Annotated in this window: 19 protein-coding genes; 4 read left to right on the top strand and 15 right to left on the bottom strand. The window is 69.3% G+C overall.

The window, feature by feature from the left end:
• Positions 1-13: 13 nt before the first annotated feature.
• From ACN20J_RS48475 to ACN20J_RS48465, 3 genes are all read right to left on the bottom strand, one after another.
• Positions 14-148 carry a lasso RiPP family leader peptide-containing protein gene (locus ACN20J_RS48475; RefSeq protein WP_361911567.1) on the bottom strand — a complete coding sequence of 45 codons (135 nt, stop codon included), beginning with the start codon at positions 146-148 and terminating at the stop codon, positions 14-16.
• A 147-nt stretch (positions 149-295) separates the two neighbouring features.
• Positions 296-703 carry an NUDIX hydrolase gene (locus ACN20J_RS48470; RefSeq protein ID WP_419668634.1) on the bottom strand — a complete coding sequence of 136 codons (408 nt, stop codon included), beginning with the start codon at positions 701-703 and terminating at the stop codon, positions 296-298.
• A gap of 126 nt (positions 704-829) precedes the next feature.
• Positions 830-1,660: a hypothetical protein gene (locus ACN20J_RS48465; protein ID WP_419669092.1), complete on the bottom strand. Its 831-nt coding sequence runs from the start codon at positions 1,658-1,660 to the stop codon at positions 830-832.
• A gap of 187 nt (positions 1,661-1,847) precedes the next feature.
• Here ACN20J_RS48465 and ACN20J_RS48460 point away from each other — a divergent pair, with 187 nt between their 5' ends.
• The 3 genes from ACN20J_RS48460 (at position 1,848) to ACN20J_RS48450 (ending at position 4,180) form a co-directional block, all read left to right on the top strand.
• A complete protein-coding gene (locus ACN20J_RS48460) occupies positions 1,848-2,930 on the top strand; it encodes an AI-2E family transporter (protein WP_189842568.1) in 1,083 nt (360 codons plus the stop codon).
• 105 nt (positions 2,931-3,035) lie between these two features.
• On the top strand, positions 3,036-3,758 hold the full coding sequence (locus ACN20J_RS48455) for a DUF4389 domain-containing protein (RefSeq protein ID WP_189842323.1): 723 nt from the start codon (positions 3,036-3,038) through the stop codon (positions 3,756-3,758).
• A gap of 44 nt (positions 3,759-3,802) precedes the next feature.
• On the top strand, positions 3,803-4,180 hold the full coding sequence (locus ACN20J_RS48450; protein ID WP_419668633.1) for a hypothetical protein: 378 nt from the start codon (positions 3,803-3,805) through the stop codon (positions 4,178-4,180).
• 149 nt (positions 4,181-4,329) lie between these two features.
• Here the strand turns inward: ACN20J_RS48450 and ACN20J_RS48445 are convergent, their stop codons facing one another.
• The 4 genes from ACN20J_RS48445 to ACN20J_RS48430 form a co-directional block, all read right to left on the bottom strand.
• Positions 4,330-5,184: a carbohydrate ABC transporter permease gene (locus ACN20J_RS48445; RefSeq protein WP_189842325.1), complete on the bottom strand. Its 855-nt coding sequence runs from the start codon at positions 5,182-5,184 to the stop codon at positions 4,330-4,332.
• A gap of 2 nt (positions 5,185-5,186) precedes the next feature.
• On the bottom strand, positions 5,187-6,194 hold the full coding sequence (locus ACN20J_RS48440) for a carbohydrate ABC transporter permease (protein WP_189842326.1): 1,008 nt from the start codon (positions 6,192-6,194) through the stop codon (positions 5,187-5,189).
• A 64-nt stretch (positions 6,195-6,258) separates the two neighbouring features.
• Positions 6,259-7,599, bottom strand: coding sequence for an ABC transporter substrate-binding protein (locus ACN20J_RS48435; protein WP_419668632.1), 1,341 nt, complete (start codon positions 7,597-7,599; stop codon positions 6,259-6,261).
• 91 nt (positions 7,600-7,690) lie between these two features.
• Positions 7,691-8,710 carry a LacI family DNA-binding transcriptional regulator gene (locus tag ACN20J_RS48430; protein ID WP_190231562.1) on the bottom strand — a complete coding sequence of 340 codons (1,020 nt, stop codon included), beginning with the start codon at positions 8,708-8,710 and terminating at the stop codon, positions 7,691-7,693.
• Positions 8,711-8,891: 181 nt separating this feature from the next.
• On the opposite strand from ACN20J_RS48430, the gene ACN20J_RS48425 reads away from it, so the two are divergent.
• Positions 8,892-10,232 (top strand): mucin-1, encoded by a 1,341-nt coding sequence (locus tag ACN20J_RS48425; protein WP_190231561.1) that lies wholly within the window; start codon positions 8,892-8,894, stop codon positions 10,230-10,232.
• Positions 10,233-10,266: 34 nt separating this feature from the next.
• Here ACN20J_RS48425 and ACN20J_RS48420 read toward each other — a convergent pair whose 3' ends face one another.
• The 8 genes from ACN20J_RS48420 to ACN20J_RS48385 all read right to left on the bottom strand — a co-directional run bounded on the left by ACN20J_RS48420 (position 10,267) and on the right by ACN20J_RS48385 (position 19,033).
• Positions 10,267-11,331 (bottom strand): isopenicillin N synthase family dioxygenase, encoded by a 1,065-nt coding sequence (locus tag ACN20J_RS48420; protein WP_419668631.1) that lies wholly within the window; start codon positions 11,329-11,331, stop codon positions 10,267-10,269.
• A 141-nt stretch (positions 11,332-11,472) separates the two neighbouring features.
• Entirely contained in the window at positions 11,473-12,417 is a 945-nt protein-coding gene (locus ACN20J_RS48415; RefSeq protein WP_189842330.1) for a sugar phosphate isomerase/epimerase family protein, read from the bottom strand.
• A gap of 28 nt (positions 12,418-12,445) precedes the next feature.
• The gene (locus tag ACN20J_RS48410) at positions 12,446-13,054 is read right to left on the bottom strand and encodes a nucleoside deaminase (protein WP_190231560.1); all 609 of its coding nucleotides are present in this window, start codon (positions 13,052-13,054) and stop codon (positions 12,446-12,448) included.
• Positions 13,051-14,595, bottom strand: a complete 1,545-nt coding sequence (locus ACN20J_RS48405) for a GMC oxidoreductase (protein WP_419668630.1) — start codon at positions 14,593-14,595, stop codon at positions 13,051-13,053. Before ACN20J_RS48405 ends, ACN20J_RS48410 begins: the two co-directional genes overlap by 4 nt.
• Positions 14,596-14,671: 76 nt before the next feature.
• A complete protein-coding gene (locus ACN20J_RS48400) occupies positions 14,672-15,802 on the bottom strand; it encodes an ROK family transcriptional regulator (protein ID WP_190231604.1) in 1,131 nt (376 codons plus the stop codon).
• Between the two features lie 8 nt (positions 15,803-15,810).
• Positions 15,811-17,229 (bottom strand): carboxylesterase family protein, encoded by a 1,419-nt coding sequence (locus ACN20J_RS48395; protein ID WP_419668629.1) that lies wholly within the window; start codon positions 17,227-17,229, stop codon positions 15,811-15,813.
• 5 nt (positions 17,230-17,234) lie between these two features.
• The gene (locus ACN20J_RS48390) at positions 17,235-18,116 is read right to left on the bottom strand and encodes a carbohydrate ABC transporter permease (RefSeq protein ID WP_190231557.1); all 882 of its coding nucleotides are present in this window, start codon (positions 18,114-18,116) and stop codon (positions 17,235-17,237) included.
• Entirely contained in the window at positions 18,113-19,033 is a 921-nt protein-coding gene (locus tag ACN20J_RS48385) for a carbohydrate ABC transporter permease (protein ID WP_055613288.1), read from the bottom strand. The genes ACN20J_RS48390 and ACN20J_RS48385 overlap by 4 nt, the downstream gene beginning before the upstream one ends.
• Positions 19,034-19,035: the final 2 nt, after the last annotated feature.

Genomic DNA, 19,035 nt, shown 5'->3' with positions numbered 1-19,035 from the left:
GTCGATCTGGGGATCAGTTGGGGCCGAGGTACCACTCGTAGGGCGGGAATCCGCCCTCGTAGAAAGCACCCAGGGCCTCGCCGCGGGTCAGCTCGGCGAAGTCACCGACTTCCACCATGGCCGGCGGTTCGTACACTTCGTCCTGCATGAAGGTCCTCCCTTGCTTCCGCTGACGGCGTGCAACCCACACCGCTGCGGAAAGTGCCCACGACATATCGGCACTACGCCGACCTGCGGTATCTCCCACACGATGGAGTGAATCCCTCCCCGTCCGCGCCCTCCCCGCCGGATCAGGTCAGGGCAGCTGCCCATCCATGTGCAGCGCGTCGAAGACCATCCGGTCGACCGGCGAGACCCGGTCCCGTTGGCCATAGCCGAACCAAGCCAACTCCGCGATTTCTCCGGCCGGGTTCAAGGCGCCGCGGTGGACCGCGGCGTAGCAGATCATCCGGAACTCGACCCGCCCGCCGTGATCGCTACGGGTCTCGAACGTGCCGAAGTGCACCAGCGTGCCTGCGACGATGACCGCCTGGAGTTCCTCCTCGATCTCGCGCACCAGGGTCTCGCTGTCGCTCTCTCCCGGCTCCCTCATACCGCCGGGCACATAGAACAGGTCCCTGTCCTCGTCACGCGTCACCAGCACTCGGCCGTCCCGCACCAGGACCCAGGCCACCTTCTCCGGAACACTGCCGGTCGTCTCCATGCGCGGGATCCTCCCCCCTCCCGACCGGCCCTACTGTGAACTGAGCACTTCAGTTGGCCTGTTGGCGGTGGAGTTGGCCCGGGTGTGCGCTGTTGTCGTCCCGCTGGTGTGGTCTTCGGCGCTGTTTCAGGTACTGGTCGCTCGGGCCGAGCGGGGTTGGGTGCGGACGGCAGGCAGCCGGGCGCTGTCCTCCGCTCCGGCCAGGCCTTCGCCCAGGGCCAGGAGTGAGAGGATCCGCACCGGCCGGCCTGCCGTGGCAGCGGCCTCCAGTTTGTGGTGGCCGTCGAGGAGGAAGTGGGTCAGGCCCCAGTGCGTGGAGGGGTCATCTGCCAAGCCGAGGGAGGGCTGACACACGTCGAGCGTGGAGATCGCCACCGCGGTGGGGACCGTTCCCCGTCCCATGAGCGCGACGTACTCCTCGACACGTTCCCTCTCGTTCCACGTCGGGGGAACCATGGGCACAACGAACTCGTAAAGGTGGGCGTCCGCGTCGACGGCGGTCTCGAAGGTTCGGTAGTACGGGGTATGCGGGTACTCCGGCAGGCCCCAGAACTGATCGATCCCCCACGTCGCGACCTGCTCGCCGCTGAAGTAGTCGCCTTGCTGGCCCGGGACGACCAGCCTGGGTTCCACGTCCAGGAGAAGCGGAAGGTACTCGCCCTCCGGCAGCAACGTACCGAACGCCTCGATCACCCCGCCGTCGTCCGGATCCTCCAGTGCACCCGCGAGCCGGTCCTGCACGCTCTCCAGGGACAACTTCCGGGTCGCGGTCTCCAACCGGCGGAACAGCAACGGGCACGTTCCGCAGTAGAAGCTGAGCTCGAATGCAGGCTCGTCGTCGACCATGAGCAAGCGACGCCGCGGCCCGCCGCCGATCTCCTGCAATTCCGTGTCGAAGTGCAACCGCGCCTCGGGGGCGGGGACGCCGAGGCTGCGCGGTTCACCCACTCTGATCATCACGGACCGACCGTACGGGACGCCGTGGAGCCGTGGACCGCCTCCACAGACTACTGAGCGCGCATCAGGCCGGACGGGCCGAGTAGAGCGCTCAGCCACACCTACTCGTCGGCGCCCGCCGTCCAACCCACAGCCCAGATCCTCCGGCCGGCAGCCGTGCCAATAGGGTTCCAGCGTGACTGCCACCATGAGTTCCACGAAAGCCCGCGCCGCGCTCCGTACATCGGCGCGTTTTTCCGCGGAGTTGCTGCTGATATTCGCGATGCTCGCAGTCACTCTGTGGCTTCTGGGACGGATGTGGTCGGTGGTGTGGCCGCTGGTCGTCGGCCTGCTGCTGACCACACTGACCTGGCCGCTGGCTCGATTTCTGCGTCGGCACGGGTGGAAGCCCGCCCTCGCCGCGTCGGCCGTGACCGTACTGTCCCTCCTCGTCGCAGGCGGCGTCGTGGCGCTGATCGCGATACCGGTGGCGTCCCAGTCCGGTGAGCTGACCGACGGCGTGGTCGAAGGCATCCAGAAGCTGCGCGACTGGGCCTCCGGGCCGCCGTTGAACATCGGCGACGACGACATCACCAAGGCCATGGACAGCGCGGTCGCCCGTGCTCAGGACGGCCTCGGCAGCATGGTCAGCACGGTGATCACGGGAGTGAGCACCATCGTCAACGGTCTGGTCACCGCCGTGCTGGCGCTCTTCCTGATGTTCTTCTTCCTCAAGGACGGTCCGCGCTTCCTGCCGTGGCTCTCCCGTCAACTGCCCGGCCGCCTCGCCACCGACATCCCCACCGTGGCCGCTCGCGGCTGGGCGACCCTGGGCTCCTTCGTGCGATCCCAGGCGGCCGTCGGCCTGCTCGACGCCGTTCTGATCGGCCTGGGCCTGTGGGTCGTGGGGGTGCCGTTGGTGCTCCCGTTGGCGGTGCTGACGTTCGTCTCCGCGTTCGTGCCGATCATCGGCGCGCTGTTCGCCGGTTTCGTTGCGGTCCTCATCGCGTTGGTCTTCAACGGTCTGACGGACGCGCTGATCGTGCTGGCCATCATCATCGTGGTGCAGCAGCTCGAAGGGAACGTGTTCCAGCCGATGATCCAGAGTCGTGGGCTAGGCCTCCACGCGGCTGTGATCCTGCTGGCGGTCACACTGGGCGGCAGCCTGGCCGGCATCGTGGGCAGCCTGCTCGCCGTACCGATCGCCGCGCTGATCGCGGTGGTGTGGAACTACGTGCGCGAGCAGCTGAGCGAGTCGTCGCCGGAGCCGGAGCCGGTGCCCGAAGGGTGACCTGCCGGTCGGGGTGACGGTCGTGGCCGGGCGCGCGAACGGCCCCTCCCAGGTCGCGGTGCTCCACCTCGCTTGCGAATCTGCAAGCGAAAGGAGTTCCCTCCCATGGTTCCTGTCACCGCGTCGCCCGTGCGTATCGAGGCATCCGTCGATGCCCGGCTCTCCAGATGGCTGTGGCTGGTGAAGTGGCTCCTCGCCATCCCGCACTACATCGTGCTGTTCTTCCTGTGGATCGGGTTCGTGCTCGTCACGGTGATCGCGTTCTTCGCCATCCTGTTCACCGCCCGGTATCCCCGGTCCCTCTTCGACTTCAGTGTCGGCGTACTGCGATGGAACTGGCGGGTCAGCTACTACGCCCACACCGCGCTCGGCACCGACCGGTACCCGCCGTTCACCCTCGCGGATGTGCCGGACTACCCGGCGCGTTTCGACGTCGCCTACCCCGATCGCCTCTCGCGTGGTCTGGTCCTGGTGAAGTGGTGGCTGCTGGCGATCCCGCAGTACATCGTCGTCGCGATGTTCGCGGGTGGCTGGGGATGGGGCGGGGGCTGGGACGACGGGGGCGGCTGGCGGGGCGGCGGGCTGATGCCCTTCCTCTCCTTCGTCGCCGTGGTCATCCTGCTGTTCACCGCCCGGTACCCGCGGCACCTCTTCGACTTCCTGATGGGCCTCGCCCGATGGGTCGCGCGGGTGACCGCCTATGCCGCGCTGATGACCGACCAGTACCCGCCGTTCCGCCTCGACATGGGCGGACAGGAGTCCACGCCGGGCCCCCAGCCCGGCTCACCGCCGACCGCGCCCCCGGCCTCCCCGATGACGAAGAGCTGAAGCCACCGGGGGAACCGATTCCGTTCGGCACGTATCGTCCGGACATGGACACCACTGCTTCACCCCGCGTCCTCGTCATCGGGCTCGATCCGTATCGAGTGCCCGGGCCGTGGGATCCCGAGCCGGTAGCCAAGGCGATCGAGGTGGGACTGGCCAAGTTCGCCGAACATGACGTGGGCGTCGAGACCTGCCTCATCGGTCTTGACGGAAGTGACGACGTAGAAGCCGTCGTCGGGCATGCGCTACGAGCCCATCCGTGGGAATGCGTCACCGTAGGCGGTGGCCTGCGGCACTCGGACGATCAAACTGAACTCCTCGAGCAAGTGGTCAACCTGATTCGGCGGCACGCACCCGACGCGACCATCGCGTTCAACAGCACCCCAGCCACTACCTACGAGGCTGCTGCCCGTTGGATCGAGTGACGACAGCAAACGCAGACTTTGGCCTGCTCCAGGCGGACGTGAGGTGAATGCCGTCGGCCCACACATACACGTGATCGACCTCCGCGAGGCCACGAGCCACGAGGCCAGGGAGTTCTCCTCGTGCTCGTACCTCCCGTCCGCAACAGCCCTCAGCCCTTGACGGCCGAGCTGGCGACTCCCTGCACGAACCAGCGCTGGAAGAACGCGAAGACGATCAGTACGGGCAGGACCAGGAGGACGCCGAAGGCGAGGATCTGGCCCCAGTCCGGGGGCAGTTGGGCCTGGAAGACGCTCATCTCCAGGGGCAGCGGCCGTACCGAGGGGTCGGAGACCATCAGGACGGGCCAGAGGAAGGATCCCCACTGGGTGAGGAACGTCAGGATGGCCACGGACGCGAAGGCCGGCTTCGACATCGGCACGATGATCGCGAAGAAGGTGCGCCAGGGGCCCGCGCCGTCGATGCGGGCAGCCTCCTCGATGCTCGGCGGGATCGAGCGGAAGAAGGTGTGGAACTGGTAGACGGAGAAGGCGTTGGCGATGAACGGGATCGCCTGGATGAAGAGCGTGTTGCGCTGGTCGTTGAACATGTAGAAGAGCGGGACGGCCACCGACTCGAACGGGACCAGCATCAGCAGCAGGATGAGGGTGAAGACGGCGTTGCGGCCTCGCCACTTCAGCCGTGACAGCCCGTACGCCGCCATCGAGTTGACGAACAGGCCACCGGTCACGACCACGAACGCGAGCAGCAGCGAGATGCCCATGAAGCGCCAGAAGTAGCCGGTGCTGTCGGAGTTGAGGCTGCTCAGGACGTTGGAGTAGTTGTCGAAGGACAGGTGGGTGGGCAGGAAGCCGGAGAGGCCGTTCAGCACTTCGTCGGACGGCTTGAGGCTGCCTATCAGCAGGTAGAGGACGGGCAGCACGAAGATGAACGCCAGCACACTGAGGACGGCGTAGTCGAGGAAGCGGCGCAGGGGTGTGCGGGTGAGGCCCGTGTGGGTGCTCATGGTCAGTCCTCGTTGTCGGGCCGGACGACGCGGCGCTGGATGAGGGTCAGGGCGACCACGATCAGGAAGAAGACGACGGTGATCGCGGCTGCCTGGCCGACGTTGTTCTGGTCGAAGGCGGTGGTGACGGCCTGGTACATCACGGTGCGGCCGGCGTCCTCGTTGAGGCCGCCGCCCTTGACGAGGACGTAGACCTGGTCGAAGACCCGGAAGGAGAGCACCGAGGTGAGCATGGCGACGAAGACGAGGGTGCCGCGGATCCCGGGCAGTGTGATGTGCCGGAACTGCTGCCAGCGTCCGGCGCGGTCGAGATCGGCGGCCTCGTAGAGCTCACCCGGTATCTGCTGGAGGCCTGCGAGGAGGATGACCATCTGGAAGCCGACGCCCTGCCAGATGGACAGCACGATGATCGAGGCCATCGCGGTGGCGGAGTCGCCGAGCCAGTCGAAGGCACCCCAGTTGCCGAAACTGACCGCGTGCAGCGCGGAGTTGAGCATGCCCTGGTCGCTGCGGGCGAGGATGAGCCGCCAGATCACGGCGACCAGTGCCATCGGGAAGACGACCGGCATGAAGAAGAGGGACCGGAACAGGCCGATCGCCTTGAGTTTGCGGTTCAGCAGGATGGCGAGTCCGAGCGCCAGGGCCGTTTGGACGGGGACGACGACCACGGCGAAGGTCAGGTTGTTCAGCAGGGCCCGCAGGAAGGGGCCGGACAGGTCCGGGTCGGTGAACAGCCGCCGGTACTGCTCCAGGCCGAAGAAGCTGGGCGCGAGCGGGGAGCCGAGGCGGACGTTGTAGAAGGAGAGGACGACGGCGTAGCCGAACGGGATGCCCACGAAGGCGATGAGTCCGGCGACAGCGGGCGTGGACATGAGCAGCCCGTGCAACCAGTCGCGGTTCTTGCGCACGGAACGCGCCGGACGCACAGGACGCGCGGGCTTGGCGGCGGTCACGGGTGGGGCCTTCTCCCGATCGTGGGGCGCGGCGTGCGCCGGTTCGACGGATGTCACGGATGGGTCCTGTTCCCGGCGGGGGCGGGCGCGGTCCGAACCGTCCCGCCCCTGGCCGATGGTCCTACGGGATCTTGTAGCCGGCGTTGTCGGAGAAGTCCTGGTCGATGGCGCGGGCGGCCTTCTCCAGGGCGCTCTTCGGGTCGGCTCCGCCGTAGATCGAGTTGAGGGCCTCGCTGAACTTGGCGGTGATGGTGGGGTATCCGGCGGTCACCGGGCGGGTGACGGCGACGCAGGACTTGCTGATGTCGCTGTCGCCGCAGGGCTTGGCGAGCTGGTCGGCGAAGAGCTGGAGCGGGCCGCCCTCCTTGTACAGATCGCTCGCGGCGAGCGCGGTCTTCGTGGCGGGCGGGGCGCCGTTGGCCGTCGTCATCGCGGTGACGTTGGCGTCGTTGAGCAGGTAGTCCATGAAGGCACCGGCGGCCTTGGCGTTCTTGGTGTCGGCGCCGATGCCCCACGCCCAGGAGCCCTGGCCGGTCTTGGGACCGTTGCCGAAGTCGGGCAGCGGCAGGACGACGAGGTCGTCGCCGAGCGCCTTGCTGTAGGTGGGGTACATCCAGTGGCCGACCCAGCTCAGGGCGACGCGGTCCTTGGCGAAGGCGTTGCCGTCGGTGTTGGGGTCGACGTAGGTCTTCCAGGACTGGACGGTCTTCAGCGCCGAGACCACGGCCGGTGTGTCGAGGGCGCCTTCCGCCTTGTCGCCCTTGATGAGCGAGCCGCCGGCCGACCAGACGACGGGGGCGAAGCCGTAGGTCCCCCACTCGGTGGCCAGGCCGTTGCCCTCCTGGATGTCGAGGGTCTTGCCGTCGGAGTCCTTGGCCTTCAACGCCTTGAGCGCGGCGGTGAACTCCTCGGCCGTCCAGTCGTCGGCCAGGCTGGTCGGGTACTTCACGCCGGCCGCGTCCAGCAGCTTCTTGTTGCCGTAGATCCCCAGGCCCGAGTCGTACATGCCCAGGCCGTAGTGCTTGCCGCCGATCGCGCCCTGGGACTTGTTCGCGTCGGTGGCGTTGGACATCGTCTTGGAGGAGACGTAGTCGTCGACGGGGGCGAGCTTCTTGTTGTAGACGAAGTTCGCCATGGTCGGGCCGTCGAACTCCAGCACGTCCGGCAGCTCGGAGGCGCTGGTGGCGGTGATGGTCTTGGTGTAGTCGTTGCCGGGTATCAGCTTCAGCTCGACCTTGATGTCGCTCTGCGAGGAGTTGAAGGACTTCACCGCGGCCTGCACTGCGGCGTCCTCGCTCTTCTGGCCCTGGTGGGCCCAGACGCTGATGGTGCCCTTGCCGCTGCCGGCGTCCGCCGAGGCGTCGGTGCCGCTGCCCCCGCCACAGGCGGCCAGTGCCACGAGAGGGAGCAGGGCCAGGCCCGTACAGGCCGTGCGGCGGTGCCTTCTGTTGGTCGAGCTCATGGTCTGTGCCTCCGTGCTGTGGCGTGGGTTCGAGGTGTGGGAGCGATGTCGAGGCGTGGGGATGTGGGGCTCAGAGGGGGCGCTGGGGGCGCTACTGAGGTCCGCGCGGACGGGGCGGAGCGGTGGTCTCGCGCAGGACCATGCGGATGGGCATCTGGACATGGCCGGGGTGTTCGGCATCGGGTTCGTCGAGCTGGCGCAGCAGCAGCCGGGCGGCCTCCGCGCCCTGGCCCGCGACCGGCTGGGCGACCGTGGTCAGACCGACCACGTCGGCGAGTTCGTGGTCGTCGAAGCCGACGACGGACACGTCGTCCGGGACCCTCAGCCGGTGGCGGCGCAGGGCGCGCAGTGCGCCCATCGCCATCTCGTCGGACTGCGCGAACACGGCGGTCGGCGGCCGGGAGGCGGCCAGCAACTCGGTCATCGCCCGCTCGCCGCCCTCGACGGTGTAGTCGCCGTCCGCCTCCAGGGCCGGATCGTGCTCTATCCCGGCCTCGGCCAGGACGTCGAGATACGCCCGGCGGCGCTCGATGGGCGTGGTCCAGTGCAGCGGCCCGCTGGATCCGCTGATCATGCCGATCCGGCGGTGGCCGAGGTTCACCAGATGCCGTACGGCGCTCTCCGCGCCGACCCGGTCGTCGATGCCGACCACCGTGAAGCCGGGCCGGGCAACACCGACCGTGCTGGCCAGCGGCACTCCCAGGGAACGCAGCGCCGCGGACTCCGCCTCGTCGGGGATGAGCAGCGACAGCACCGCGTCCACCCGCTTGCGGACCGGCAGCTTCGTGAAGAAGCGCTTGCGCGACTCGGGCGCGCCCAGGTTGTACAGCAGGACGTCGTATCCGGCGGCGCTGAACACCTGCTCCGCCGCGTCGAGCACGGTGCCGAAGAACCAGCGGCCCACGTACGGGACGACGACCCCGATGGTGAAGGTGCGGCCGCTGGCCAGGCTGGAGGCGGAGCGGGACGCGGTGTAGCCGAGCTCTGCGGCGACGGCCGCGATCCGGTCCCGCACCTCGTCGGAGACGCCCGTGCGGCCGCGCAGGGCGCGGGACACGGTGGACGCGGAGACGCCGGCGGCGCGGGCGACGTCGTTGATGCTGGCCGTCACGGCTCAGTTCCTCCCGTTGATTTCACGGCGGTGTGATCTGCGAGTGACGTGACCGTAAACCTGGCCTCGCTGTTGCGCAAGCGTTTGCGTTCATATTTACTTGGGCCGATTCTCAAGAGATGCCGCTTTGGTCAATGGTCAGCGCATGCGTTTGGGCGCTGTGAGCCGACAGGAACTGTGCATGCGATACGCCCCGCCCGGCCTCTGCGTGAACGACTTCGCCCTGCTGCGCGACGAGGACGGCACGTACACGGTGCTGCACCTGCAGGGGCCCTGGACGGCGGAGTTCGACCACCTGCGGATGGAGACCTCCTACGGCCGGGCGACCTCCGCCGACCTGGTCCGCTGGCAGCCCCAGGGCACCGCCTTCGGCAACGGGCTGCCCGGCCGCTTCGACCAGCAGGCCGTGTGGACCATGCACCCCCTGCGGCACGGCGACGGGATGGCCATGTTCTACACAGGAGTGAGCGGGCTGACGGCGGACGGCTGGCCCCTGCAGTCCGTCGGCCTCGCGTACTCCGACCGCACCGACGGCACTGGCTGGCGGCGCCACGGCACCGGGCCGGTCGTCGAGGCGGACCCGCGCTGGTACCGCACCGGTGAACGCATGGGCTGGCGCGACCCGTTCGTCGTACGCGACGACGAGGGCGAGGGCTGGGTGATGGCCGTCTGCGCGAGCGACGCCTCGCTGCCGGTGGAGGTCAGCGGCTGCGTGGCGCTGGCCACGTCGACCGACCTGGAGCACTGGACGGTCCACCCGCCGCTCGTCTCACCCGGTGACGTCGACGAGTTGGAGTGTCCGGTCCTGGAACGCCTCGACGACGGCAGCTGGCTGCTGCTCGGCTCGATCGGCGCCACCCGCGGTTTCGAGTCGTGGACCGCCCCCCGCCTGCGCGGCCCCTGGACCCGCCGCGGCCCCCTCGGCCCGACCGGCGCGTACGCCCCCCGTGTCGTCGCCGCGCCCGACGGCTCCCGCGTCGTCGTGCACACCACACCCCGTCAGGTGGGCCTCACCGACACCGGGGAGCGCTGCCGCGGCATGCTGGCCCAGCCCAAGTCCCTTGTCGTACGGGAGGATTCGGCGCCCCGCCTGGAATGGTGGACCGGCCTGAACGCCTGGCTCGGCGAGGAGACCGACCGTCCCGCGCTCCACGCGGTCGGCGACATCGGCATCACCGGGCCGGTCGAAATCACCCTCCGCACCGACAGCGCGGACGACGATCGGCCCGCCCTCTCCGTCGGCTGCGACGGCAAGAACCTCTGGATCACCGGCCCCGGCGGCACCAGGCTCGGCGAGACCGTCCTGACCGAACCCGCCGCCACCCTCCGCATCCTCACCATCGGCGAATACGTCGAGGTGTACGCCGACAACGTCTTCGCCCTGACGGCCCTGTGCTACTCCGGCCGCTCCGCCCCATGGGCAGTCGTGACGGAGGAACACAGCCGTACGATCCCCATACGCCCGATCCGGCTGCCCGACCCCCACCGTGACGACGCCTCGGCCGTCTGGCCCGGGCCTTGAGTGACCCGGGTCGACTGCCTTGGGCGTGGGCCGCTCAGTCGGTGGCGGCCCGGGCGCGTGCGGCCTCGCGGACCGCGGCCACGTTCTTCTTGCCCTGCCGCGAGCCGTTCAGTTTGGCCCTGATGTGCTCCCGGACGGTGACCGGTTCGTAGGCGAGACCGTGGTCCGCGTCGAGCAGGGCGGGGATCGTCTCGATGACCGCGTCCGGGTTCCCGTCGTGGAAGAAGGCGGCCGAACGGCGCCGCAGGATCGTCCCGTCGACGACGGGGGGCTTGACGCGGTGCAGTGTCGACATCCACCGGTCGTTGGTCAGCCGGGCCGTGAGATCGCCGAGGTTGACGAGCAGAGCGCCGTCCGCGGGCGTCACGTCGTGCCAGGTGCCGTGCCGGTCGAGCACCTGGAGCCCGGGGATCCGGTCGGCCCACAGCACGGTGACGATCCCGTAGTCGGTGTGTTCGCCCATGCCCATCAGCTCGCCGTCCAGGTCCACGGTGCCTTCGGGCAGGGCGTAGTTGTTCATACGGAGCACGTCGATGGAGTGTCCGGTGAGCGCCTCGAAGAAGTCCGGTGTCAGGCCGAGGGCGTCCGCGAAGATCCGTGTCAGCGTGCGTGCCACCCGCGAGGCGTGACCGAAGTATGCCTCCACCCGCGGTGTGAACCCCTCGATGTCCGGCCACACGTTGATCCCGAAGTCGTCCTCGGACAGACCGAGTTCGGGCGGGAAGGAACGCGCCTCGACACCGACGTTGAAGGCCTCGAAGAAGTCGTTCATCCGCGAGGCCGACTCAAGTCCCAGGCTCAGGCTCAGCGACTCGCTCTTCGGGGGGCTGTATCCGCGGTTGGCGCCGCCGACGCGGTACGCGTTCTTCGCCTCCAGCGGCAGCGCGAAGAAGGCGTCCATCGCCCCCTTCAGACCGTCGAGCGCCTGCTGCGGAATGCCGTGCCCGAGGATCTGGATGAACCCCACCTCGGCACACGCGGCGTCGATCAGCCGTGCCACATGCCCGCGCTCCTCGTCCGTACCGTCTCCGACGTAGGGGGAGATGTCGACGGCCGGCACGGTGAACATGGGCGTCGAGGTGGCAATGTGAGACTTCACTGTCGTGCGTCCTTCCAGACTGTGATCATTTGGCGAAGGGCCGCCGGCCGGCCCGTGTTCCCTGCCCAGTTTCGGGGCGGAGCAGGTCACGCGGCATCCGCTTCCTCCGGGAGCCACCGCTGAGGGCGACGGCCAACCGGCTCAGGAGAGAAGCCCGGCGTCTGCCCGTATCCCCTTCGCCACGGCCGTCCCTGTCCGGAGCGCGGCGACGGGATCGGCCGCCTCGTCCAGCTCGATGAGCACGATGTCGGCGCCGGGGGTGAGTGACATCGCGGCGGCCCATCCTCTCCAGTCCACGATGCCCGTACCCAGTTCGGTCATGTAGGGCTGCTGTTGGGCGAAGACCGTTTCGTCGATGGTGAGTTCGACGTCGATCGGCTTGACCGCGTCCTTCCAGTGCGCCAGGGCGATGCGTTGGGAGTGGCGACGCGCGACGGCGACGGGGTCGCCTCCCCCGAGGGCGATGTGGCAGGAGTCGGGGCACAGCCACACGTAGCGCGGATCGGTCAGCGCCATGAACAGGTCGATGTCCCTCTCGTACCAGAGGGTGCTGTTCGACTCGGTGTGGAAGGCGAGCTTCACCCCGTGCTGTGCGACGGCCTCACCGACGATGTGGGCGATGTCTGCCATCCGGGTCATGTACGCGGCGTCGACGAAGAAGGGCGGGCGCGTCCCCGACGTCGCACGCATGGGCAGCCCGGCGACGAGAAGTCCGGCGCCCACGTCGGCGAGGAAGGACGCACGTCGCTCGGCATCGGCGACTATCGCGGGCAGGCTGTCGCTGTCCCGCCAGTCGGGGCATTCGCTCTCGGCGATGAAGGCGCTCACGACGGACAGGCCTCGGGCCTGCAACTCATGCCGGAACGACGACGCGTCGCCGAACGCGCGCAGGACCGAGTCGATGTCGCCCGGCGCGAAGGTCAGCTCGATGCCCGTGACACCGGCCTCGGCCAACGCGTCCATCGTCCGGTCCCAGAAACGCTCGGGGTTCTTGACGGCCCAGTCACGAAAGGCGTCGGCGGATTCGAGGCCCCAGAATCCGGGATGGTAGAAGGTCACGATGTCGGTGGCGAAGCGTGGTGCCACGGGAGTCTCTCCATTCGGATCGGCGGAATCATTCGGCGCCTGAGCGCGCGTTGTAGACGACGATGCCGTCGGCGTCGACGGCCTCCCGGTAGCCGCGGAACACCGCGAGCGCCTCGTCCCGGAGCACGTCCCGCACGACCTCGATGCCGCGCGCCTGGAACTGCTCGGCCCAGTCCGCGCCGAGCGGGCCCTCGTCGAACGTGGTGATCTCCTCCAGTTCCGGGCCCTCGCCGGCGACCACGAGGCCGCGCACCCCGGACCACATCGCCGCGCCGTAGCACTGGATGCACGGACGCCAGTTCACCACCAGTTCGTGCGCCGGCATTCCGTCACCACCGAGGTCCCAGCCGCCCGTCGCCGTCTGGGCCAGTCCGAGGGCGACGACTTCGGCGTGCGCGCTGGAGACGCCGGAGGCGAGTACGACGTTCACGCCGACCGAGACCATCCGACCGGTGTCCCGCTCGGCGACGAGTGCCGCGAACGGGCCGCCGTTGCCCTCACGCCAGTTGCGGTCGGCCAGCCGGTGCACGAGGCGCATCCGGTCGTCACGGTCGGGAATGACAGCGGGGACGGCGGCCAGTTCGTCGTCGATCCACGTCGGGAGCACCACCCGGTATTCCTTTGCGATGTCGATCATGATCGGACTTCCTCTCGATGCGCGGCGAGCGCGGCGGTCCGGGCGGCGACGGCCCGGGCGGCCCGTACGGCCGTCACCGCGCCGGTCAGGGTGACGTTGGCGGCCATCGCTGTGGGGATCACGCCGTTGCCCGCGAGGTACAGGTTGTCGTAGCCCCACACCCGGCCGTCCGGGCCGCACACGCTGGTGCCGTCGTCGACCGGGCCGGAGCGGACGGTGCCGGTCAGGTGCAACGACGAGCCGGGCGGGAGCAGCGCACGCTCCGTCGCGGGATCGAAGGGGCCGAATTCCTCGGCAATCGACTGGATGTCGTCGAGTGCCCGGCCGAGCAACGTGCGGTCCGCCTCGGAGTAGCCGAACTCGACACCGATTCGGGGCATGCCTGCCAGGTCGGTCTCGGTCGGCGAGAACACCAGCCGGTTCTCGGGGCGCGACTCGACAGGCACGTACAGCGAGAGGCCCACGGAGTGGGCGAGGGGGCGGCCGTCTTCGTCCACGTACGTTCGGTTCATGATCTGGCCGTGGAACGGCTGCGCCGCTCCGTTCTGGGGCAGCCAGAGCGAATCGGTGCTGAACTCGCCCGCGCGCGGCAGGGGCAGGGCCTCGAGCCCGATGCCGAACCGGTCGGGGTCGAGCAGTACCCGGGCGGTGATGAACGCGTGCTCGTTGAGGTAGCGGCCCAGTGCTTCGGGCCGGATGCCCGAGGCGAAGAGCAATTGCGGGGTGCGCAGCGCGTCGGCGCACACCACCACGGCGTCCGCGAGGAGTTGCGACTCGGCGCCGTCGGCGATGCGACGCAGGCGGGCGCCGCCGACCCGGCCGTCCGAGACGATGAGAGCGGTCGCGAGGGTACCGGTCAGCAGTGTGAAGGCCGGGTCCTCGCCGGTCGCCATCGCGGGGAAGATCGTCCCCGGAGCCGTGCGCGGCATGGGGCCCGATGCCGGCGTGGTGACGGCCATGGGCATCGGCTGTGGCCGCCGGTCGTCCGGTCCGATGCCGTCGAAGCGCCGACGCAGTACGTCGAGCACGATCCGGCCGACGTCGGTCGGACCGATCGCGGACGGGGTGACCGCGAGCACCCGGCGCGCGGTGTCCAGGTCCGTCGCCCAGCGGGCCGGGTCGCCGAAGTCGAACACCTCGTCCCCGGCGGGCCAGGGCGTCGCGGCGGTCCAGTGCACGCCCATGCCACCGGCGTTCCACGCGAGCGCTGTCGCGGGCATCGCCTCGGCGCCCTCTCCGAAGGCAAGCGCGTGGAACATGCCGGGTGTCAGATCGTCGAGGCTGCCCGCGGCATCGCGCACCACCTCGGCGCCGGTGTACATGCCTTGGATGCCGGTGCCGACCCGTTCGTTGTAGCGCGACCAGAGAACCGGATCGTCGACGTCGTGCAGGTGCAGGCCTGGGACCTCGCCGATCGCACTGCCACCCTCGACCATCGTGATGTCCAGCGCCGGATCGGTGTCGCGCAGCAGTCTGGCCACGACTGATCCCATGATGCCGCTGCCCACGACGAGGACGCTGGTGCGAGTGGTGCCGGTCAAAGGGAGACTCCTGTCCTGTACTGCTGCCTGGTACTGACGTCTGCCACGCTGTCCTGCTTCCGCTGGTGGTGAGCGTTCACGCGCTCGGGGCGAGCGGGCCGAACAGCTGCGTGTCCATCGAATCGAGTGCCAGCTTGACGGCGCCGATGAGGTCGGCATCGCGCCCCAGACACGTGGCACGCAGCTCGACCGCGGGGGTGCGGGCGTCGTGCATCGCCTTGCGCACCCGGGGCAGCAGCACATCGGCCGCGTCCTCCAGACCGCCGCCGAGCACGATGAGCGACGGCGCGACCGTCCACGACAGGGTCGTGAGGATCGACGCGATGTTCTCCACGAATTCGTCCACCTCGGCGAGCGCTGTCGCATCACCGGCACGAGCCGCGTCGAAGCGGTCGAGCGCGACCCTGCGTCGATCCGGTTCCGGGGAGGTGAGCCCTGCCACCGGGCGGTTCTCCACCGAGCCGGTCGGCATCGATACCGCTTCGACGATCTCGCCGGCGGCACCGTCGAGCCCCCTGTGCACGGCGCCTCGGATGAGGATGCCCAGGCCGGTCCGGTTCCCGAGCATCGCCCATACGACGTTGTCGTGATCGCCGGCCACGCCCCGCCAACGCTCCGCGAGGGCACCGAGATTGGTGTCGTTGTCGGCGAACCAGGGCATCGGGACCCGCTGCGCGAGTTCCTCGGGGAGGTTCACGCCTTCCCAGCGCGTCGTGTGCACCAGGCGTCGTACGACCCCGTCGTCATCGATCGCGCCACCGCTCGCGACAGCACCGGCCCGAAGACGGTTCGCCGACCCGCCCGCGTCGTCGAGCGCCTCCAGCACCAGTGCCGCCGCGTCGTCGAGCGTGGACTGCGGATCCTGGTAGGCGCGCAGCGGCCGGTGCGCCCGGCCGACGACACGGCCGCGTACGTCGGCGATGACCGCGGACGCGTCCAGGGTGGTGATGCGCACGGCCGCCAGCAGCGCGTGTTCGGCCCGCAGTTCGTACCGGCGGGCCGGGCGCCCTGCACAGCCACTGGTCGGCACGCGGTCCAGTTCGGTCACCCAGCCCGCCTCGACGAGCGAGTCCAGAACGACCTCGATGGTGCGGCGGGAGAGGCCGACCTGCTCGGCGAGCTCGGTCAGCGTGATGGGCCCGGCCGACACCGCCAGTGCGCGCAGGATGACCGAGGTGTTGATGCGTCGGACGGCGCTCTGGTTCATTCCGGACATCAGCACGCCTCCGCCACCCCGGACACCGCCGGTACCACCGGATCGAACACGCCCGTGGTGTCGGCGGTGAGCGCAGCGCCGGGACGGCCGTATTCACGAGCCGCGTCGCCGAGTGTCCCGGTCGCCCTGGCCCAGGCGGGCTCCTGGCCGCGTACGAACCCGACCAGATCAGCGTGGGTCAGTGCGGCCAGTTCCCCTGGCGGGTTCGGCCCGAGCGCTTCACCGACTCCGGGTGCGTCGAGCACGTCGAAGAAGAACGGGATGTCGACGCAGTGCGTGGCGCCACCGAGCACCGGGGAGGGCCATTCGAAGGAGTACAGCCAGGTGCCGGCGGCGGCGTCGCGGCGGGAGGCCGCGACGCGCGGGCAGGCGGCGCGGAAGAGCGTGTCCGTCACCCGGGTGCCTGCCTCGCGGCTGCCTGCTGTGCGGGTGGTGGTGTCTCCGTCGAATTCGTCGCCCGTAGCGCCGAGCAGCAGCGGTACGGCGTGTCCGTGCCGGGTGAGTCCGTCGGCGATGGGCGCGGGCAGAATGTCGTCGCCGACGAACAGGCCGAGCGCCGGCATGGCGTCGCCCTGCTCGTCCCGCAGGTCGATGACGCACTGCTGGATGTGCTCCACGGCGCGGTCGGCGAATCCGGCTCGCGTCGGCGGCACGCCGAGCCGGTGCCCGAGCCGTCCGAGGAAGTCGCGTGCCGCGTCCCCGTCTGCCGCGAAGGTGCCACCGGACAGGCCGGCGGCACGGTGGAAACGGCCGCTGCCCGCGGGCGACGAGAGCAGCGCGAGGACCGCCGCTCCCCCGGCCGACTGACCGGCGACGGTGACCCGGTCCGGATCGCCGCCGAAAGCGGCGATGTTGTCCTGCACCCAGTCGAGCGCGAGCAGCAGGTCGCGCAACCCGAGGTTCGCCGGGACGCCGTCCAGTACGGCGAATCCGTCGACGCCCAGCCGGTAGCCGACGGTGACGCAGACGACGCCGTCGCGGGCGAAGGCACGGCCGTCGTACCACGGGCTGGCCGGGCTCCCCGCCAGGAACCCGCCGCCGTGGATCCACACCAGAACCGGGAAGGGCTCGCGGTCGTCGTCGGCGTCGGGCGCGACGATCCCCAGGTTCAGCACGTCGTCGCCCGGCACCGACGGCTCCGGCACCGTGGTCGTGGCGAACAGCGGCACGCGCTGCGCTGTGGCACCGTGCCGGGACGCGTCGAACGGCTCCGTGAACCGGCCGCGGCGGGCCGGCGCTGCGAACCGCCTTGCGCCGGTGGGAGCTGCGGCGTACGGAATACCGAGGAAGCGCCGAACCGAGCCGGTGCGACAGCCGATGACCGTGCCCGCCGGCGCGCGGACGGTGACGGTCTCCCAAACTTCGGCCGGGCGGACCCTCGTCTCGTTTCGCTCGCCGGGCGTGTCGAACGAGTCCATGGGGGTCACCGCATTCCCGTTCCGGCGACGCCCTGCACGAAGTAGCGCTGCAGGAACAGGAAGAGCACCAGCACCGGCAGCATCACGACGATCGCCCCGGCGAGCAGCAGACCGTAGTCGGTGACGTGCGCCGCGGCCTGACTGGTGGCGGCCAGGCCCACCGGCAGTGTGTAACTGGACATGCTCTGGGCGACGATGAGCGGCCAGAGGAAGTTGTTCCACGAACTGAGGAACGACATGATCGTGATCGTCGCGACAGCGGGTCCGGCCAGCGGGAGAAAGATCCCGAAGAAGATCCGGAACTCCCCCGCGCCGTCGATCCGGGCCGCTTCGAGCAGTTCGTCGGGGATCGACATCGCGTACTGCCGCATGATGAAGACCGACAACGGCAGCGCCACGCTCGGCAGCGCGACACCGGTGAGGGTGTCCGCCAGGCCCAGGTCGACCGTGATCACGAACTGCGTGACGAACACCGAGGTGAGCGGCATCATCATCGCGCCCATCACTGCGGCGAACGCGATCCGCCTGCCGGCGAAGTCGAGCTTGGCGAGTGCGTAGCCGGCGGCCGACGCCGCCACGATGTTGCCGGCCACCACCATGACCGCGACCACGACGCTGTTGACCAGGAACCGGCCGAAGCCCTCTGTGGTGAACAGCCGCTCGAAGTTGTCGAAGGTGAGGTGCTGAGGGACCCAGGCACCGGGGTCGGAGCGGATCTCGTCGAGACTGCGCAACGAGCCGCTGATCACCCAGACGAACGGAAGCATCGTGAGCAGCGCGCACAGCACAAGCGCGCCGTACAGCAGGGGCCGGGAGACGGACCGGCGGCGCACCGCGATCCGGTCGGTGGTCATGTCGGCGTTCTCCAACGCGGCGAGGGCGGTCATGTGCGGGGCCTCAGCAGCCGGAACTGGACGGCGCTCACCAGCATCACGAGCACGAGCGTCACGAACGACGCCGCCGAGGACATCCCGAACTCGCCGGCCCCGAACTGGTGGTAGGTGTACAGCGCCACCGATTCGGTGGAGCCCAGCGGGCCGCCGTTGGTGAGCAGGTACGGCTCGTCGAACACCTGGAGATAGAAGACCGTCAGCAGCACCGACACCATGAGAGTGGTGGGCCGCAGCAGCGGCAGGGTGATGTGCCTCAACTGCCGCCACCGGTCGGCCCCGTCGAGGGAGGCGGCCTCGTACACGTTCTGCGGAATCGCCTGCAGGCCGGCGAGGAACAACACCATCGCGATGCCGAAGTTCCGCCAGACGCCGAGCAGGATGACCACGGGCATGGTCAGGTTCGGGTCGTCCAGCCAGTTCGGCCCGGCGAAGCCGACAGCACCGAGCGTTTTGTTGACGGTGCCGCCCGCGTTGAAGGCGTACTGCCAGATCAGGGCGACCGCTACGACGTTCGTGACAACCGGCGCGAAGAAGACCGTGCGGAACACGCCGCGCAGCCGACGGATGCCGGAGTTCAGCGCGAGAGCCAGCGCGAGTCCGATCCCCATGGTCAGTGGCACGCCGACGGCCACGAAAACGGCGGTGTTGAGGATGTCCCGCAGGAAGCTCTGGTCCTGGAACAGGCGGAGATAGTTGTCCAGTCCGGTGAAGTCCACCGCGAACGGATGACGCAGATCCGCGCCCCGCAGGTCGGTGAGGCTGAACCCGAGCGCGGCGACGGTGGGGACCGCCGTGTAGACCAGGAACACGACGGTGAACGGTGCCAGGAACAGCCAGCCCACAGCCGTTCGACGGGCGCCCCGAGGACGACGAGTTCTGCGAGGCACCTTCTGGAGGACGGTGACGGTCATCC

The organism is Streptomyces sp. 2-1 (assembly GCF_048564895.1).
In the GTDB taxonomy this organism is placed as follows: domain Bacteria; phylum Actinomycetota; class Actinomycetes; order Streptomycetales; family Streptomycetaceae; genus Streptomyces; species Streptomyces phaeochromogenes.
This window is presented reverse-complemented; position numbering and strand designations above follow the sequence as displayed.

What these genes read in the sequence shown, in the direction of transcription:
- ACN20J_RS48475 (WP_361911567.1), bottom strand. Translation starts at nt 148, where the DNA reads ATGCAGGACGAAGTGTACGAACCGCCGGCCATGGTGGAAGTCGGTGAC.
- ACN20J_RS48470 (WP_419668634.1), bottom strand. Translation starts at nt 703, where the DNA reads ATGGAGACGACCGGCAGTGTTCCGGAGAAGGTGGCCTGGGTCCTGGTG.
- ACN20J_RS48410 (WP_190231560.1), bottom strand. Translation starts at nt 13,054, where the DNA reads ATGATCGACATCGCAAAGGAATACCGGGTGGTGCTCCCGACGTGGATC.
- ACN20J_RS48400 (WP_190231604.1), bottom strand. Translation starts at nt 15,802, where the DNA reads ATGAACCAGAGCGCCGTCCGACGCATCAACACCTCGGTCATCCTGCGC.
- ACN20J_RS48455 (WP_189842323.1), top strand. Translation starts at nt 3,036, where the DNA reads ATGGTTCCTGTCACCGCGTCGCCCGTGCGTATCGAGGCATCCGTCGAT.
- ACN20J_RS48395 (WP_419668629.1), bottom strand. Translation starts at nt 17,229, where the DNA reads ATGGACTCGTTCGACACGCCCGGCGAGCGAAACGAGACGAGGGTCCGC.
- ACN20J_RS48460 (WP_189842568.1), top strand. Translation starts at nt 1,848, where the DNA reads ATGAGTTCCACGAAAGCCCGCGCCGCGCTCCGTACATCGGCGCGTTTT.
- ACN20J_RS48445 (WP_189842325.1), bottom strand. Translation starts at nt 5,184, where the DNA reads ATGAGCACCCACACGGGCCTCACCCGCACACCCCTGCGCCGCTTCCTC.
- ACN20J_RS48465 (WP_419669092.1), bottom strand. Translation starts at nt 1,660, where the DNA reads ATGATCAGAGTGGGTGAACCGCGCAGCCTCGGCGTCCCCGCCCCCGAG.
- ACN20J_RS48385 (WP_055613288.1), bottom strand. Translation starts at nt 19,033, where the DNA reads ATGACCGTCACCGTCCTCCAGAAGGTGCCTCGCAGAACTCGTCGTCCT.
- ACN20J_RS48425 (WP_190231561.1), top strand. Translation starts at nt 8,892, where the DNA reads ATGCGATACGCCCCGCCCGGCCTCTGCGTGAACGACTTCGCCCTGCTG.
- ACN20J_RS48450 (WP_419668633.1), top strand. Translation starts at nt 3,803, where the DNA reads ATGGACACCACTGCTTCACCCCGCGTCCTCGTCATCGGGCTCGATCCG.
- ACN20J_RS48390 (WP_190231557.1), bottom strand. Translation starts at nt 18,116, where the DNA reads ATGACCGCCCTCGCCGCGTTGGAGAACGCCGACATGACCACCGACCGG.
- ACN20J_RS48435 (WP_419668632.1), bottom strand. Translation starts at nt 7,599, where the DNA reads ATGAGCTCGACCAACAGAAGGCACCGCCGCACGGCCTGTACGGGCCTG.